Source organism: Paenibacillus oryzisoli (assembly GCF_050467285.1).
Classification (GTDB): Bacteria; Bacillota; Bacilli; order Paenibacillales; family NBRC-103111; genus Paenibacillus_E; species Paenibacillus_E oryzisoli_A.
In genome coordinates this window covers 44121-60317 of the sequence record NZ_JBCMUN010000034.1, presented here as the reverse complement: position 1 = coordinate 60317, position 16197 = coordinate 44121, and the positions used below count along the sequence as shown (strand labels likewise).

Here is a 16197-nt window from a genome sequence, read left to right as displayed (position 1 = left end):
TTCATGATTCTCTCATGCGAGAAAACCAGCTATCCGGTCTTAGCTATCGTTTCCGATAGTTATCCCAGTCTCAAAGGCAGGTTACCTACGTGTTACTCACCCGTCCGCCGCTATCCCCGAAGGGACCGCTCGACTTGCATGTATTAGGCACGCCGCCAGCGTTCGTCCTGAGCCAGGATCAAACTCTCCATAAAAGAAAAGCTGAATAGCTCATTGACTTGCTAGCGAGATTTTTCAATCTCATTACAGTTGATTGCTCAACCGATTTGCTTACTCACTCGTTGTTCAGTTTTCAAAGATCAATGTCTTTCGCTCGCTGTAGTATCACCAGCACAGCGAAATTTAATTTACCACAGAACGCTGCGTCCTTGCAAGTGTTTTTTTGTCACTTCATGTCGGGTTCTGAGGGATTTCATTTTACCACACGAAGCTGCTCAAAAGCAAAACCGTCATCTTCGCGCCGTGTTCTTTCCGAACAACGTTGACTAATGTACCACGGACAAGCAGCATTTTCAACCCCTTCGAAAAAGTTCTACAATTGCCACTCTTTTGAATGTTGATACAAAAGGGCGCATCATCTGCGCCCTTTCTACTCAGTATTCCATTGTAATGAGAGGCGTCCCAACGGTGACCCTCCACTCGCCCGAGGTCGAATCCTGATGAAGCGCGACCTGCGCATTCACAGTATGCTCGCCGCTTTGCACGGAAGCTTTGAACGCTCCAGAAACCATCGATCTGCTAAACGTATGCGCATCGGAGTAGCTCTCGACAACCTTGCCGCCACAAGCAAGGACGATGTCATCAAGCAGCCGCTCCGGGCTGTCGGCCATCTTTTCAGAAGAGACATAGCCTTGCACCATCACGTTCCAATTGCCTCGAACGCCTTGTTCTTGCAGCTTGCCATCCATCTGTTCCTGCCAACCGAGCAACTGCGACTCGTCCACACTGCCCGCGGTATCCAGGCGTACCACGGCATAGCAAGCTTGCTGACCCTCAGGACTTGCAACAGTGAGCGAAGCTTCGGCATTCGCCACAATGGTCATCCGACTGCTATAGATCGAAGCGTCAGCACCGCCCGCCGCCCCCGGAAAGCCCAGCGCATTCGCCAAGACTGCACCTGCCTTTTGAACATTGGCATCGGTACCCTCGCAAGACCCGAAGTAGGATGTATATTTGAACGTAATTATATGATTGCTGTTAACAAAAGGTCCGGCAGCGGCAAGCAGCTTGCGCGCATCTTGTCCCGTTTCCGCCTCGGCGTGGCGAATCCAGCCAAAGGAGAGGAGGACGATCAAAACCATGATGATTGCTTGAACCCAGCGACCCTGACCTCGCATAAAAAAGCACCTCTTTAACTAGAATCTATCAATCTAGTAAAAGGATGCCCGGTTTGGAGCTGATATAAACCTAACCTCGCGTCGTTTGGAAAAATTCAATACGCTCGCCGTCCAAGCCATTGAAAAAGAAGTACCGCGATCCGTTCGGCAGCGTCACGATCTCTTCATCCAGTTGCTCCACAGACAAGCCCTGGATCCGCGCATATTCCGCTTCAATATCATCCACGGTGAAAGCCAAGTGATGCACTTTGCCTTCTTGCGGCAAGCCCGAATTGTACCCTTCAATCAGTTCCACTTCGGTTTCGCCCTGCGCGCCAAAGCCCAGAAAACCGAGCCGAATCACACCGTTCGCATGCAGGAGGGTGCCTTTGTGCGTTAAGCCGATCACTTTTTCATAGAACGCGATAGAAGCCTCCAGGTTCGCTACCATCACGCCGACGTGCTCCAATCTTTTTACAGCCATATGTCATGAACCTCCTCACTCAATTTCCTCCTCATTGTACCGAAAAGAGCGAGAAAGAGCCAGTACGACTAGGCCATCAGAATCGTTTCCATGTCCCCGTTCAACGAGTACAGCGTAACTTCCTTGTTCGTTGTATGGATTAACCCCAAGTTATCGAAAATCTCCTTCACCTGAGCGTTCGCTAGATGACTTTTGACCGTATCGATCGCCCGCTGAGCGTATTCCTGATACATGGCTTCAAAGAAAAGCAGCACTTCTTTTTCAGCAATCAGCACTTTTGTGTGCACCATTGACAGCACCCCCGATTCAGATAAGCCTATTGTATATTCGGGAAGCTAGAAAAGTGTGAGGACATTATTAGGTTTATGTTAGGTTTTTCTAGCTTCGCAACAGGAGTTCGGAGGGTGTATAATAGAGAAGACGAATGAACAAATGGACGACAACAGACAGGAGGCATCGGTGTGAGATTGTTAAAGCTTCTGCAAATTTACGAGGTGGACGGGATTACACCCAAGCACCAGTCGGAGCGATTTAATTTTGATGAAATTCAGGGGCAGACGTTCCGTGAAATCAGCCCGACGGAGGTCGGACGGCCCATGACGCTGACAGCCGTGCATGTCGATTCCCCAATTAAAACGACGCGGGTTCAAGCGATCGACCAGGAAGGCGTAGACTTTCGCGTATTGACACGAAATACGATCTATCATTTTGAGATCTATGGTAAAAAAGACCTTTGACTCCGCCGGATAACTGGCAGGTCAGAGGTCTTTTTTCTTAGCGCGGTTGATTAGCTCAGCCACACTCGCATGAGCGAGAACAGCTGACTGAGGTTCAGCGGTTTGGAGATGTAGTCGGAAGCGCCTGCCTGCAGGCAGATTTCCCGGTCCTGCTTCATGGCTTTCGCTGTCAGGGCGATAATCGGCACCTCGGCGTAGCGCTCGTCCTTGCGAATGAGGCGAATCGCCTCGTAGCCGTCCATCACCGGCATCATGATGTCCATCAGGATGAGCTCAATATCCGGGTCCTGCTGGAGCAGTTCGATACATTCCTGCCCGTTCTGTGCGACGCTGACCCGTATGCCTTCTTTTTCAAATGCGTTGCACAAGGCGTAGACGTTGCGCACATCGTCATCGACAACCAGCACTTTGCGGTCCGCGAAATTGTTCTTCGCCTCGATGGCAGACGCTTTCTTATACGCATCGCGCAGCAAGTACCCGCTGATCGTCGAACCCGAGGAAGCCGCCGCCTCCAGGGAGGCTTGGTTCATTTCCTCCATTTTATGCTGAATGGAAGGTACGTAGAGGGTGAAGCGACTTCCTCTGCCTTCCTCGCTCTCCATCACAATGGCGCCTCCAAGCAGACGCGCAAGCTCGCGGGAGATCGAAAGGCCCAGTCCCGTGCCGCCGTACTTCCGATTCGTCGTACCGTCCGCCTGGGTGAAAGGCTCGAAGATAAGCTGCTGCTTATCAGGCGAGATGCCAATCCCCGTATCTTGAACGGAAATGGCAATCGCGAGGCCGCTATGCTTAACCGTCGGTACAACACTGTCCATCTCGTCGGGCAAACACTTGCGGATCGCAACCTGAACCGCGCCCTCATGCGTGAATTTGAAAGCATTGGACAACAGGTTTTTGACAATTTGACTAACTCTCTGCTCATCCGAATAAAAACTGGCCGGCACGTCGGCATCAATCGCTATGGTAAAATCAAGGTTCCGCTGCTCCGCCACTTTGTCAAACTGACTGCGGAGTATGTCAGGGAGCGTAAAGAGGTTCATTTCGCCAACATGAATGTCAAGCTTGCCGGCCTCCACTTTGGATAAATCTAAAATATCATTAATCAAATGCAAAAGATCGTTGCCCGAGGAATGAATGACTCTTGCGTACTCCTGCTCTTCCTTGGATAGGGAGCCATTCCCGTTCTCGTGCAGCATTTGGGATAAAATGAGCACGCTGTTCAGCGGGGTACGCAGTTCATGCGACATGTTAGCCAAAAATTCGGATTTATAGCGGGAGCTCTGCTCCAACTGGATCGCATACTCTTCAAAAGAAGCTCGCATATGCTCAAGCTCTCTCGATCGTTCGTCCGCATAGCGGTTCCGCTCCTCAAGTTGTTCATTCGTAATATGTAGCTCTTCTTGCTGTGTGCGGAGCTCCTCTGTAATCACCTGGTATTCTTGGAGCAACTGCTCGAGTTCCACGCGCGTTTGCACGCTATGAATAATGGTGCCGAGCATTTCAAGCGTATCGTGCAGCAGTTCAAGCTGCATGGACGTGAAGCGTTCGAGCGAAGCAAGTTCGATGATCGAAATCACTTCATTGTTATGTAAAATAGGTACGATGAGCACGCTTTGCGCCTTTGCCGCGCACAAACCGGTCGACAGCGTAATATAAGCGTCCGGTACGTGGGTGAGGTGAAACATCCTTTTTTCCAAAACGCTCTGGCCTACGAGTCCTTCGCCAACGGCGATATAAGGCTTGCCTACCTCATCGCCCGCCGGTACGTCGGCATAGGACGCCAGCTTCATCAGTACATCCTTACCATTCACGGTACTTCTGAAATAAAATACGCCGTACGAAGCCCCGAACATATCATAGGCTTGTCCAATAATCATCGCGGCTAACTGTTCCAAATCCGGGATGCCTTGCAGCAATCGAATAAGCTCGGTCAACTTTCGCTGCTGCCATTCGATTTCCTCCTGATTCTCGAGCAGCGCATTCGTTGCCTCCGCCAAATCTTTGACTTCATCGTTCATGCGGACATAAATGCGTTTGGAGCGGTCCCTTTTCATTGATGTCAGCTTAATAATGCTCCGGGTAACCTGCTTAAGCGTGCCGACAATGGAACCGGAGACCAGCACGGCCGCAATCAAGGAAAAGAGCAGCACTAATCCGAGCATCGCAAAAAGCGAGTGCGTGAGCATCTGATTCTGAGCATCCAATTCCTTGGTCCGCGACGTCAGGTACCCCATCTCCATCGTACGGAATCTCCCTAACTGCGCGCGAATGTCCAATATATCCTGGTGCGCTTGAAAAAATGAAACATTGAATGCGCTCGTATTCGAAATCTCTTTCCGAAGCTGCATCATGGCAGCTCCGCCAGACTGTATAAGCCAATTTTCAATGGAAGATTTGATCGACGCCAAATTATTAAGCTGAACAGCGTTTCCGTAGGAGAGCTCTAGAAGTCGCATGTAGGCATCTCGCCAGTGGCTCTCGGCAGAATTATAGGGCTCCAAGTAATTGGATTCCCCCGTAAGCAGGTAGCCTCTTTGCCCGATTTCCATGTCCATGACGTATTTCTCAAGACGGTTCGTTTCATTACTAATGGCAAAATCATGCTCAATGACATAATTGCGATCCTTCTGCATGATCATTAATTCTCGATTGACCAGTACGAAGGAAATGGTGATACAAATGATGATGAATAAGTAGCCGATCATAATTTTGGCGCGAATGCCGAATCTCATTTTCCCCATCGTGCTGTCATCCTTTCACCACAGTACAGTCCCCCTCTTATTATCATAACTCAAAATCCCAGTATCTGGGTATGATTATTTTAAACTTTACTACTTTACCGAGTTAATGTATTATCTAGATAAAGAAATTCATCTTTCCTTATAAAAGGAGCTGGTAACATGAAGAAAGGCCCTGGTATTTCCAATATTACGTCCAGAAGTATTTTATCCCGCATGCAGCCTTATTCGCCGGGCAAGCCGATTTGGGAAGTGCAGCAAGAGTTAGGGATTGAGCGCGTTACGAAGCTGGCTTCGAATGAAAACCCGATCGGCCCGTCCCCTATGGCGTTGGAGGCGATTCAAGCTTATCTGACCGAGATCAACCGCTACCCGGATGCCGACACGGTACATCTTCGCAAAGCGATTGCAAGCCACTACGCGCTGGAGGCGGAACAGGTGCTGGTAACCAATGGCGGAGATGAGCTGATTACGCTGCTTTCGGAAACATTTTTGGAGGCGGATGATGAGGTGATCGTTCCTTCTCCGACGTTCAGCGAGTATGAATTCGGCGGCAATCTGTTGGGAGCCAAAGTCGTACCCGTTCCGCTTCGCGAGGGGTTCAACTATGATGTGGACGATTTGCTCGCCGCTGTTACGGAACGCACCAAGCTGCTTTATCTCTGCTCGCCTAACAATCCGACAGGTACTTATATGAAAAAAGAGGAGCTGCACCGGCTCGTTGCCTCCCTCCCCTCTCATGTACTCGTGGTTTATGACGGTGCGTACAGCCATTTTGTGACGGCGGACGACTACTGCGATGGCATCGAGCTTGTGCGCAGCGGCTTTCCAATTGTCGTGCTGCAAACTTTCTCGAAGCTGTATGGGCTGGCTGGCATTCGTGTCGGTTACGGCCTTGCAGACCCGGGCATTATCGCCCGCATACGCCAGGTGAAAGAGCCGTTTAACGTCAATATGCTGGCACAAGTAGCCGCTGCCGCTGCCATTGGCGACGAGGCGCATGTAGAAGCTACGCGCACTTTGAACGAACAAGGCCGCAACACGCTGTATGCGCAATTGGACGCTTTGAAACTGGGATATACGCCGAGCATGAGCAATTTTGTGCTGGTAGAGCTTGGTCCCGATGCTAAAACGATCTACGATCGCCTGATGCAGCGCGGCATCATCGTTCGCTACGCGGGAAGCTGGCATTTGCCGAATCACATTCGCGTCTCTATCGGAACCGCCGAAGAACAGGACCTGTTCATTCAGGAGCTGACTGCCATTCTAGCCTCCCTCGCACAGCCGAGCACGTCAATCTAGTCGATTGTCCGACTCTATGAATTATGGTACAATGCTACCAAATTACGTGCAGGTGGAGGTAGGTTATGTTAAAGGAATTTAGAGATTTTGCTTTTAAAGGAAATATGATCGATCTCGCTGTCGGGGTTATCATCGGCGGTGCCTTCGGGAAAGTCATCACGTCGATTGTGAGTGATTTGGTGATGCCGCTTGTCGGGTTGGTTGTTGGCAAAGTGAAGTTTAATGACTTGTTCATTTCCTTGAACGGTGAACATTACGATACGCTAGCGCAAGCCGCTGAGGCTAGCGCACCAACATTTAACTACGGTCAATTCCTTACCGTATTCCTCGATTTCCTCATCGTGGCCTTCGTCATCTTCATGGTCGTGCGTCAACTGCACCGATTCCGTAAAAAGGAAGCGCCGAAGGAAGTGACGACCAAGACGTGTCCGCACTGCGTCTCGGAAATTCCGATTCAGGCGACGCGCTGCAAGTTCTGTACGTCGGAGCTGGCGACCGGGACAGCGAGCGGCGGGATTCAGTAGGCAAAAAAGCCCTTTGTGGGGCTTTTTTTTCGTTAGCGGGCGCGGCTGCTGGCAGCCCGCTAAGCTTTGGTCCGGAGGTCGGCGATCTCGCCGGACTCGAAGGCATTTGCATGCAGCAGGCGAAGCAGCTGCGCGGCGGTATCCGCAGGCGTGCGCAGCTCGCCCTGCTCCTTCAAAGCGACGAACCGGCCTACCTCCGGGAAGTCCGTTTGGGATGCAGCGCGAATCTCCTGCTGCATGTCCGTGTCGACCACACCCGGTGCTACGGAGATGACGTGCACCGGGTGTGGCTGGTTCGCCTGCTCGACGCTCGCGCAGCGCGTCAGCATGTCCAGCCCGGCTTTGGCGGTGCAGTAGGCACCCCAGCCGGGGTAGGGCTTGCGGCCCGCGCCCGAGGAGATGCCGACGACCCGCTTCAGGACCGGCCACGCCTGCGTGAGCCGGATGAAGCTGTTCGTCAGCAGCGCGGGCGCGATGAGGTTGACCTGCAGGCTGCGCTGCAGGTCCTGCGGGCTTGCGGCGCCGAGCGGCTTCATCGGCGCGAGCGTGCCCGCGTTGTTGATCAGCGTGATCGAGGTCACGCTGGCGAGGGGGGCGATGATTCGCGCCATGAGCGAATCGATGCCTTCGGTCTGCGCCAGGTCGTAAGCGTGAAAGGTGAGTTCACCTTTCGCGCTTTGCGCCGTTTGGCGCAGGAGCTCGCTTTCGCTGCGGGCGATGCAATGCACCGCAGCGCCTTCTTGCAGGAGCTGCGTCGCGAGCGCAGCGCCGATGCCGCGCGTGCCGCCAGTGATAATGTAGACGTCCATGATCGTTGAGGCCTCCTTGTGATGGTCTTTTATTCGGTATTTACATACTATTCCCATCGCTCAGAATGTCAAGTTGCTGAACAGCCATTTCAAAAGATGCGTTCACTCCAACCACCACTAGCTTTACAAGTTAGCCATAGCCTTTGAAGCCCCTCCTCCGAACCATTCCTAAACCTGCAAAAAAGCAGTAATTTCACTCCACACTCCACAATTTCAAGAAAATGCCTGCGATTCGGCAGGTATTAATGGTACTTTCATCCAAAAACGAGAAAATGCCGCTAAAAACCTGCCTATTTGCCTATTTGCAGGCATCCCCCTCAAACTGGACGCTTACTCGAAAAAAACTGCATAATCGCAGGCATCGGAGAGTTGCTGAACCATCTGGCCAATCAGGTGGCAAGCAGCAGGATGATCTAGCGTTCACACCTGCGGCATTGCAGGCACTGGAGGCTAATGGACACGCAAGCCTATCGAAGCGATTACTGCTCGAGCCCCTTGGAACGCGAAGTGCTATGCCGCTTCTCCCCGCAAACATTAGAGGATCGAAAAGACACTATTATGCGTTTTTTTGCGTTTAAACGCGAGATGCGGAACGAGGAGGCGCTATTCGGGCTCCAAACCACCGGAACGGGGAAAAATGGCACAAATAACATCCTCTCGTTCCCCTCCCCAGTCCTAAAGGGGTGCTTGGGCTTAAATAGCGGCTCTGCGTTCCTCTAGCACAAAAGCCTCGAATCCCACAGCGCCGAAGGTAATTCCAGCGGCATCAGCCCACTGCAGGGTACTTCAAGCCCGTGGTATTCGAGGCTTCTTACTTCAATTATAGACGCCCAGGCTGCTCAGTTCCGCTTTCATCTCGTTGCGGAATTGCGCTTTGTCGGACTTGGGCATAAAGGCGGCTTCCACGCCGTTCATGATGAGTTGTGCCAGTTCCGGCGGCGAGAAGCCGAAGTTGTCTGCGAGCGCTCTGTACTCGTTGGTGATGTTCGTGCCCGACACGCTGGGATTATCGGTGTTGACGGTCACGATCAACCCTTGGTCCATGTACTCCCGAATCGGGTAGGCGTCCCAGGAAGCGACGGCTTTGGTTTGGATGTTGGAGATCGGGCACATTTCCAGCGGAATCCGTCGGTCTTTCACCATCCGCAGGATGTCTTCGTTCTCGCGCAGGCGGACGCCGTGGCCAATACGTGTAGCGCCTAGCCATGTGACGGCTTCCTGCACGTTCACTGCTCCGCCCGCCTCGCCCGCGTGAATGGTAACGGGAATGCCGTGTGTATGGGATTTCGCGAATACCTCGCGGAAAAACTCCGGCGGATACGTCGCCTCATCTCCTGCCAAATCGACGGCGACGACCCCCTTGCCAGCATACAGTGCAGCCGCCTCAATCACTTCCATATTGCTGGCGCAGGAATGATTGCGCATGCAGATGGCGATAACGCCGAATCGGGTGCCGTAATCATGCTGCGCACGCCGCAGCCCCATGATGACATAGTGAAATGTCTCTTCGATCGACAATCCTTGGCGTCGATGAAGCTGCGGCGCAAAACGCACCTCCACATACCGGCAGTTATGTTCCACGGATTGCTCGACGACTTCGTACGCAACCCGCTCCAGCGCCGCTCCGGTTTGCAGGAAACGCGTCGTAAAGTGAAATTTCTCCAAATATTCAATAAGGCTGCCGCAATGCTCCGTGACCCGCATGTATGGAATCAGCGTCTGGGTCTCATACGCAGGCAATGGAATGCCTTGCTCCCGCGCAAGCGCCACAATCGTCTCTGGCCTCACACTTCCATCCAAGTGCAGGTGCAAATCCACTTTCGGCAATTTCATTAACAGGTCATGTGTACGCATAGGAGCCACTCCGATCTTGTGAATTTTCAATTACTTTATATGAGTGTGATGAATATGTCAATATATATAACACACAATTATGATACTAATATATGCGTCACATTAAATAACATCAACCTCACTTTTACGAAAAACAAAAAATCCGCAGCAAGCTCACCGCCCTGCCACGGATTGGTCCAAGCCACGCACTAATTTCTAGCGCGCGCCAATAAATATAGAAAGTACGGCGCCCCGATGACCGCCGCAACAAGCCCCGTCGGAATTTCCGTCGGCTGAAACACCCATCGTGCCAAGGTGTCGGCAAGAATCAGAATCAAGCCTCCGGTCAGCGCAGACGCGGGCAGCAAGTACTGATGCTTCGGTCCGACAAGGCGTCTCGCCAAGTGCGGGCCGATGAGCCCGACAAAGCCGATGCCGCCGCCGACGGCCACGCAAGCGCCAGCCAGCGCCACAGCTGCTGCGAGCAGCCATCTGCGCTCGCGCTCGAGCGCGACGCCCAGTCCTAGCGATGTATTTTCGCCAAGATTAAGTACGTTAAGCACATTCGCCTTATACATCACATAAGGAAGCAGAATAATCAGCCACGGAAGCAGCGCCAGCACGAACTTCCAGTTGGTTCCCCAGATGCTGCCGGCCAGCCAAATGGATACGAACTGAAAATCGTTCGGGTCCAGCCTGATGCTGAGCACGACCATCAAGGCGGCGATGCCCGCCGATACACCGATGCCCACAAGTATAAGCCTGGAGGAGGAGATGCCTTCCCCTCGAACATAGGACATGCTGTAAATCAGAATCGCCGCAAGCCCCGCTCCGGCCATTGCGATGATCGGCATGAGGAACAGTGGGCCTGCGAGATTATTTTTATAGAAGGAAACCGTCAAAATCACGGCTAATCCTGCGCCTGCGTTAATCCCCAGAATCCCCGGATCGGCCAGCGCGTTGCGAGAAACTCCCTGCAGAATCGTCCCCGACACCGCAAGGCCCGCCCCCACAAGAATAGAAATGACGATACGCGGAAGACGAAATTCAAATAAAATGAGATGCTGCTTATCCGTCCCGCCGCCGAACAGCGTCCGCAGCATGTCCCCCGGACTGAGCCGGATAACACCTGTGTTCATACTCCAGATAAAAATAAGTGCGATCACGATAGCCAGTATGGACATGACAGTGACAGCCCGCGTCGTTCTTGCTTGCGTCGAGATGCCTGTTGCTTTCATTACGATCTCCCTCTCTTTCTGCGTGCAAGATAGAGGAAGAACGGCACGCCGATGAGCGCGATGATCGATCCGATCGGCGTCTCAAACGGCGGGTTGACCATGCGTGCGGCCATGTCGGCCACCACAACGAGCAGGCCGCCGAATACAGCCGACGTTGGAATGATCCAGCGGTAATCGACCCCCACCAAAAAACGAACGATATGCGGCACGATGAGCCCGATAAAAGCAATCGGTCCAACCGTGGATACAGCGGCTCCCGCCAGAATAAGGACTAACGTGAAAGCGATGAATTTGACGCGCCCCGTCCGCAGCCCCAAACCTATGGCAACATCCTCGCCCATGCTCAGCACCGTAATCCAGGGCGAAATCAACAATGCGCCTAACACCGCTCCTGCAACCCACGGGCCCATGATCTCGATTTGCATCCATTTGGTACCCGCGATCCCCCCGGCGAACCAGAAGGCAATATCCTGCCCAACACGAAACGTAATGGCGATGCCTTCGCTCAAAGCAACCAGCAGCGCGCTAACCGCAGAGCCGGCAAGCACGATGCGAACTGGCGTTACGCCACCCCTCACCATGGCGGTAATCCCATAAACCAACCCCGTCGCAACCGCCGCCCCAATAAATGAAAGCAGAATCACGTAGTGGAACGGCAGCCCTGGAAAAACGGCAAAACACAGGGCAAGCATAAGGCCTGCTCCTGCGTTAATGCCCAGAATCCCTGGGTCCGATAGGGGGTTGCGTGTAACGCCTTGCATAATCGCACCGGCCACGGCGAAAGCCGCACCGACCAGCACGCCGGCTACTGCACGCGGCAGTCGAAGCTGCCAAATAATGAGATGCTCCGTAACCTCGGCATTATAATGGAAGATCGCCTGCCACACTTCCTTAAAAGAAATATCCGCCGCTCCGACAGAGATCGAAGCGATGAGGGAAATGAACAGCAGCATCAATCCGCCGATAATCATGCCGGACGCTGTCCAAGGGCGCGATGTCATCGCGGGTACTTGAGGTGAAGCTTTGATCTCGGAACCCATGTCTAGCTCGCTCCCCCAAATATTATTTAACAGAAACCTTAAGAATATCGTCCATCACTCGCGTGCCGGCAATGACACCGTTATACAACCATGAGCTTTGCTTATCCATGTCATAGACACGATTAGATTTAACTGCCGGAATATTTTTCCACAAAGGATCTTCCAGGTTGCCCGCTTGTCCTTTATCGCTGTTCACGAGGAAAATGTAATCCGCATCAAGCTGAGCCAGCTTCTCGAGCGAAATCGGCACCCAGTTCGCCTTGGCATCCGGCAGCACTGCCAGAATGTTCGGCATTTGGAGGCCAAGATCGCCGTACACAACCGCGCCGCTCGCCACTTTACCATTAACGACATAAAAGTTTTTGTTCGTTAACCAAAGGATGGCAACCTTTTTATCGCCGATAGTGGAAGCAAGCTTCGCTTTGGTATCCTTGGCTTTCTGATCGTAATCCGCAAGCGCCTTGTTCGCTACGTCAGTTTTGTTCAGCAGCTCACCCATTTTCAGCAGTGTTTTGCGGAAGTCACCTGTTGTTTCCGTGCCAAGCACGTAGGTAGGTACAATTTTGGAATACTGGTCGTACAACCCTTTTTCCACTTGGGACTCGCTGCCCACGATCATGAAATCCGGAGCCGCCTTCAGTACGGACTCTACTGGCAAATCGCTAGGAATGATCGGAACGCCATTCAACTGCGTTTGCAGATAATCCTGCACCGACCCTCCTTTTACCGACCACTGCACAGCCGGCTTAACGCCAAGGGTGAGCAGCGGATCTTCTAAATAGGAAGCAATGACCGTTTTCGGATTCGCAGGCACTTTCACGTCGTGCCCCATCGCGTCTTTCAGCGTGCGCTGGGCAGCAGGAGCTTGCGTTGCCGCTGCAGTCGCCGCAGGTGCCGTAGAAGCTGCTGCGGACGGGGATGTCGTGCTGGCTGCGTTTTTGTCGCTGCCGCACGCTGTCGCCAGAAGGGCTGCCGCACAGATAGAAAGCACGGTGAATGTAAGTTTAGTCGATTTCTTGTTGGGTGTAGACAAGGAAAACCCTCCCGATATTTTCATTATAATACGGTCTATCATAATGAAAATGATTCTCAATGTCAACTAATTTGACTGAAAATCGGAATGGGATAATCTTTCCTTCTATTATATATGCTTCAGTGCCTCGCGTACGCTAAGCGGTGACAGCTCCGTCTGTGCAACGAACGCCCCCACCGCCTCCGCATCGGTCTTGGCATATTCGCGCAGCGCCCAGCCGATCGCTTTGCGGATGAAGAATTCTTTCGAGTCCGCAAGGCGACTGATTACAGCAAACAGCTGCGCCGTGTCGGTTTTCTTTTTATATTTGAGCTGAAATAAAATCGCCGTCCGCTGCAGCCACATGTTGCCGGAGATCAGCCACTTCTCGACATAATCGGGAATGAGCTCGGGATAGCGCTGCAAATGGTAACCAATCAGATGATCGGCGATGGTATCGACTGTATCCCACCAGGACTTGGTGACGATGTACGTCTCGAGCGTATCGATGTGCGCCGCCTCCGCCGTCTTCCGCACTTGCATCAGCATGAGGATCGCCGTGTACGCAAATTCGCGTTCGGGAAGCTGCCACAGCGCCTGCGCCGCCTGGACCGCCTCCTCCCCTTTCGGCAAACCATGCGCTTTCGTAAACTGCTTGGTCAGTTCAGTGCGCTGCGGATTGCGGATGCCCAGAAAAGGAAACTGATTCTTCATGTACGCCTCCATTTTTCGGGCGTTTTCTTGGTCGCTGTGCGCTCTAAGCATCTTTTCCAATTGCTGGACATATGCGGTTGACATCGCCGGTTCCTCCTCGTATTCACTTCTTTTCTATGACTCTCATTGTAGCAATTCCTTGGCAGTTGGGGTATGCTTATAGCAGCATTTTTATAGTAGATATTAGGATCGGAGAGAACAACATGACGACATATAAGCTAGTTGCTGCAGACCTGGACGATACGTTGCTGCGCGATGATTTGACGATTTCTGAGGCGACGATCGCTGCTATGCACCAAGCGGTTGCCAAGGGCGTAACTGTCACGATTGCGACAGGACGAAGCTTCCCTTCGGCCGCCAAAATCGCCAACCAAATCGGACTCAATGTGCCGATCATTACGTACCAGGGCGCGCTCATTAAAAATTTGATCGACGAAGAAGTCATTTACGAACGTACCGTGCCTGTCGACTGCGCCCGTTATTTGCTCGATTACTGTGAACAGCGCGGGCTTCACCTCCAGCTTTACCATGGCGATGAGCTTTATGCAGGCGAGGATAACGACAAGGTGAAAAAATATGTACACCTGACGAAAACGCCTTATATCGTCGGCGATTTGCGCCAATGGATCGACATTCCGCAGCCGAAAATGCTCATTATCGACGAGCCGGCCGTCTGCGATCAGATCCGCGAAGAGCTGCTGCCGATTCTCGGTGACCAGCTCCACATTACGAAGTCCAAGCCGCATTATTTGGAATTCATGCACAAAGAAGGTACCAAAGGCCATGCGATCACCTTCCTGGCCGAGCATATCGGCTGCACACTGGAGCAAGTCATCGCCCTTGGCGATGCGTGGAACGACCGGGAAATGCTGGAGGTTGCCGGCCTTGGCGTAGCGATGGACAATGCGCTGCCGGAGCTGAAGGCGCTGGCGAATTATGTGACAAAGAGCAACAACGACGACGGCGTGCGGCATGTGCTGGAGACGTTCGTACTGGTGTAGTTGAGGGGCCGGGCAGTGGAGCTGTCCGGCTTTTTGGCATGTTGGGGGCGGCTGACTCCTTTGATGAGTCGAGTGTTCAGATACCTAGCGGGATGGCGTGGAAAGCGGCGGGCGCACGAATTCCTGCAGTAAGGCAGGAATTTTCAGGGGGAAAGATCGTTTCTAGCCCGATTGCTGCGAAAAGGCAGTTTTTTCCGTGGATTCCGTTCAAAAAGAGGATTCTCGCCAAATATGCCTGCCGATTCGCAGGAATGTAATGAATTCGAGTGAGGATTGAGGGAAATTCCTGTCTGTAGGAATCAAACTCCCCCCTTCCACCTCTTGGACAAGCGCCTAAGCAGCTCATCACTCCCTGCTCGGTACCACAAACGATGAAAATAGCCTGGGCGACTGCTCGCCACCGAGGTATTTCCGGGGTAGTTCACCTTGTACGGGATTAACCATCCGCGTATAATATTTTTGAAAGCGTATACATTTTAGCGGGTTTGCATTTAGCCCCCTGCTTGTTTCATACGATTGAACAGTAAGCCCATGACTGATTCACGAGGCGAATTTGATTAAGCGAATGGGAGTGTGCGGCGATGTTTCAGGAGACTTTGCTCCAGGATAAAATCATTCTCATCACCGGCGGCGGCACGGGGCTCGGCCGTGCGATGGGCGAACGCTTTCTCGCCCTCGGCGCGAAGCTCGCCATCACCTCGCGGCGCGAGGACGTGCTGGCTGCGGCGGCAGCCGAGATGAGCGCGGGCGGCGGCGAGGTGTTCTACGCGCCGTGCGATGTGCGCGACCCGCAGCAGGTCGCGGCGATGTTTGACGCCGTCTACACCCGCTTCGGGCGCGTTGACGTGCTGGTCAACAACGCGGCGGGCAATTTTGCCTCGCCGACGGAGCGGCTGTCCCCGCGCGCGGTGGACGCGGTGTTGAATATTGTGCTCCACGGGACGTTCTACACTACGCTGGAGCTGGGGAAACGGTGGATCGACGAAGGCGCAGGCGGCACGATGCTGAACATCGTGACCTCCTACGCCTCGACCGGATCCGCCTATGTGGTGCCGTCCGCCGCCGCGAAAGCCGGCGTGCTGGCCTTGACCCGCTCCCTCGCGGTGGAGTGGGCCCGGTACGGCATCCGGCAGGTCGCGATCGCGCCGGGGCTGTTTCCGACGGACGGCGCGTGGAGCCGGCTCGCGCCGACACCCGAGCTGGCGGAGCAGCTCGTGGGCCGCGTGCCACTAGGGCGCGTCGGCAGTAAAGATGAGCTGGCGAACCTCGCCGCTTATCTGATCTCGGACTTCGCCGGGTTCATTAACGGCGAAGTGGTTACGATAGACGGCGGCGAGTGGCTGCAAGGCGCCGGCCAGTTTAATGAACTGCGCGAGGTGACCGATTCGCAGTGGGATGCCCTGAGCGAGCTGACGCGCAAAGGGAAGTGAACCCGCCGCAGCCTCAAGC

Annotated in this window: 15 protein-coding genes and 1 rRNA gene; 5 read left to right on the top strand and 11 right to left on the bottom strand. The window is 53.3% G+C overall.

The window, feature by feature from the left end; all coding sequences use genetic code 11:
- The 4 genes from ABE504_RS32250 to ABE504_RS32235 form a co-directional block, all read right to left on the bottom strand.
- Positions 1–194: ribosomal RNA gene (locus ABE504_RS32250) — 16S ribosomal RNA — on the bottom strand; the annotation flags it as partial.
- A gap of 399 nt (positions 195–593) precedes the next feature.
- The gene (locus tag ABE504_RS32245; RefSeq protein ID WP_430096744.1) at positions 594–1337 is read right to left on the bottom strand and encodes a YwmB family TATA-box binding protein; all 744 of its coding nucleotides are present in this window, start codon (positions 1335–1337) and stop codon (positions 594–596) included.
- Between the two features lie 70 nt (positions 1338–1407).
- A complete protein-coding gene (locus ABE504_RS32240; protein ID WP_430096742.1) occupies positions 1408–1800 on the bottom strand; it encodes a VOC family protein in 393 nt (130 codons plus the stop codon).
- Between the two features lie 68 nt (positions 1801–1868).
- Positions 1869–2090, bottom strand: a complete 222-nt coding sequence (locus ABE504_RS32235) for a hypothetical protein (protein ID WP_430096740.1) — start codon at positions 2088–2090, stop codon at positions 1869–1871.
- Positions 2091–2261: 171 nt separating this feature from the next.
- On the opposite strand from ABE504_RS32235, the gene ABE504_RS32230 reads away from it, so the two are divergent.
- Entirely contained in the window at positions 2262–2537 is a 276-nt protein-coding gene (locus ABE504_RS32230) for a hypothetical protein (protein WP_430096738.1), read from the top strand.
- Between the two features lie 50 nt (positions 2538–2587).
- Here the strand turns inward: ABE504_RS32230 and ABE504_RS32225 are convergent, their stop codons facing one another.
- The gene (locus ABE504_RS32225) at positions 2588–5278 is read right to left on the bottom strand and encodes an ATP-binding protein (RefSeq protein WP_430096736.1); all 2691 of its coding nucleotides are present in this window, start codon (positions 5276–5278) and stop codon (positions 2588–2590) included.
- Between the two features lie 159 nt (positions 5279–5437).
- Here ABE504_RS32225 and hisC point away from each other — a divergent pair, with 159 nt between their 5' ends.
- Complete coding sequence (hisC, locus tag ABE504_RS32220; protein ID WP_430096734.1) at positions 5438–6577, top strand: histidinol-phosphate transaminase; 1140 nt, start codon at positions 5438–5440, stop codon at positions 6575–6577.
- 65 nt (positions 6578–6642) lie between these two features.
- Complete coding sequence (gene mscL / locus ABE504_RS32215; RefSeq protein WP_430096732.1) at positions 6643–7101, top strand: large conductance mechanosensitive channel protein MscL; 459 nt, start codon at positions 6643–6645, stop codon at positions 7099–7101.
- 59 nt (positions 7102–7160) lie between these two features.
- Here the strand turns inward: mscL and ABE504_RS32210 are convergent, their stop codons facing one another.
- From ABE504_RS32210 to ABE504_RS32185, 6 genes are all read right to left on the bottom strand, one after another.
- Positions 7161–7910, bottom strand: coding sequence for a (S)-benzoin forming benzil reductase (locus ABE504_RS32210; protein WP_430096730.1), 750 nt, complete (start codon positions 7908–7910; stop codon positions 7161–7163).
- Between the two features lie 816 nt (positions 7911–8726).
- Entirely contained in the window at positions 8727–9764 is a 1038-nt protein-coding gene (gene add, locus ABE504_RS32205) for an adenosine deaminase (protein ID WP_430096728.1), read from the bottom strand.
- A 188-nt stretch (positions 9765–9952) separates the two neighbouring features.
- Entirely contained in the window at positions 9953–10981 is a 1029-nt protein-coding gene (locus ABE504_RS32200; protein WP_430096726.1) for a FecCD family ABC transporter permease, read from the bottom strand.
- Positions 10981–12021 carry a FecCD family ABC transporter permease gene (locus tag ABE504_RS32195; RefSeq protein WP_430096724.1) on the bottom strand — a complete coding sequence of 347 codons (1041 nt, stop codon included), beginning with the start codon at positions 12019–12021 and terminating at the stop codon, positions 10981–10983. Before ABE504_RS32195 ends, ABE504_RS32200 begins: the two co-directional genes overlap by 1 nt.
- A gap of 22 nt (positions 12022–12043) precedes the next feature.
- On the bottom strand, positions 12044–13054 hold the full coding sequence (locus ABE504_RS32190) for an ABC transporter substrate-binding protein (protein ID WP_430096722.1): 1011 nt from the start codon (positions 13052–13054) through the stop codon (positions 12044–12046).
- A gap of 108 nt (positions 13055–13162) precedes the next feature.
- Positions 13163–13831, bottom strand: coding sequence for a DNA alkylation repair protein (locus ABE504_RS32185; RefSeq protein WP_430096720.1), 669 nt, complete (start codon positions 13829–13831; stop codon positions 13163–13165).
- A 119-nt stretch (positions 13832–13950) separates the two neighbouring features.
- Between ABE504_RS32185 and ABE504_RS32180 the strand changes: the two genes are divergently transcribed.
- Together ABE504_RS32180 and ABE504_RS32175 are read left to right on the top strand one after the other, a co-directional pair.
- Positions 13951–14748 (top strand): HAD family hydrolase, encoded by a 798-nt coding sequence (locus tag ABE504_RS32180; RefSeq protein ID WP_430096718.1) that lies wholly within the window; start codon positions 13951–13953, stop codon positions 14746–14748.
- Positions 14749–15329: 581 nt separating this feature from the next.
- Positions 15330–16178, top strand: coding sequence for an SDR family oxidoreductase (locus tag ABE504_RS32175; RefSeq protein WP_430096716.1), 849 nt, complete (start codon positions 15330–15332; stop codon positions 16176–16178).
- Positions 16179–16197 lie beyond the last annotated feature (19 nt).

Coding starts and splice junctions, on each gene's coding strand:
- ABE504_RS32210 (WP_430096730.1), bottom strand. CDS start 7,910: ATGGACGTCTACATTATCACTGGCGGCACGCGCGGCATCGGCGCTGCG.
- hisC (WP_430096734.1), top strand. CDS start 5,438: ATGAAGAAAGGCCCTGGTATTTCCAATATTACGTCCAGAAGTATTTTA.
- ABE504_RS32185 (WP_430096720.1), bottom strand. CDS start 13,831: ATGTCAACCGCATATGTCCAGCAATTGGAAAAGATGCTTAGAGCGCAC.
- ABE504_RS32195 (WP_430096724.1), bottom strand. CDS start 12,021: ATGGGTTCCGAGATCAAAGCTTCACCTCAAGTACCCGCGATGACATCG.
- ABE504_RS32175 (WP_430096716.1), top strand. CDS start 15,330: ATGTTTCAGGAGACTTTGCTCCAGGATAAAATCATTCTCATCACCGGC.
- ABE504_RS32235 (WP_430096740.1), bottom strand. CDS start 2,090: ATGGTGCACACAAAAGTGCTGATTGCTGAAAAAGAAGTGCTGCTTTTC.
- ABE504_RS32200 (WP_430096726.1), bottom strand. CDS start 10,981: ATGAAAGCAACAGGCATCTCGACGCAAGCAAGAACGACGCGGGCTGTC.
- add (WP_430096728.1), bottom strand. CDS start 9,764: ATGCGTACACATGACCTGTTAATGAAATTGCCGAAAGTGGATTTGCAC.
- ABE504_RS32225 (WP_430096736.1), bottom strand. CDS start 5,278: ATGGGGAAAATGAGATTCGGCATTCGCGCCAAAATTATGATCGGCTAC.
- ABE504_RS32180 (WP_430096718.1), top strand. CDS start 13,951: ATGACGACATATAAGCTAGTTGCTGCAGACCTGGACGATACGTTGCTG.
- ABE504_RS32245 (WP_430096744.1), bottom strand. CDS start 1,337: ATGCGAGGTCAGGGTCGCTGGGTTCAAGCAATCATCATGGTTTTGATC.
- mscL (WP_430096732.1), top strand. CDS start 6,643: ATGTTAAAGGAATTTAGAGATTTTGCTTTTAAAGGAAATATGATCGAT.
- ABE504_RS32240 (WP_430096742.1), bottom strand. CDS start 1,800: ATGGCTGTAAAAAGATTGGAGCACGTCGGCGTGATGGTAGCGAACCTG.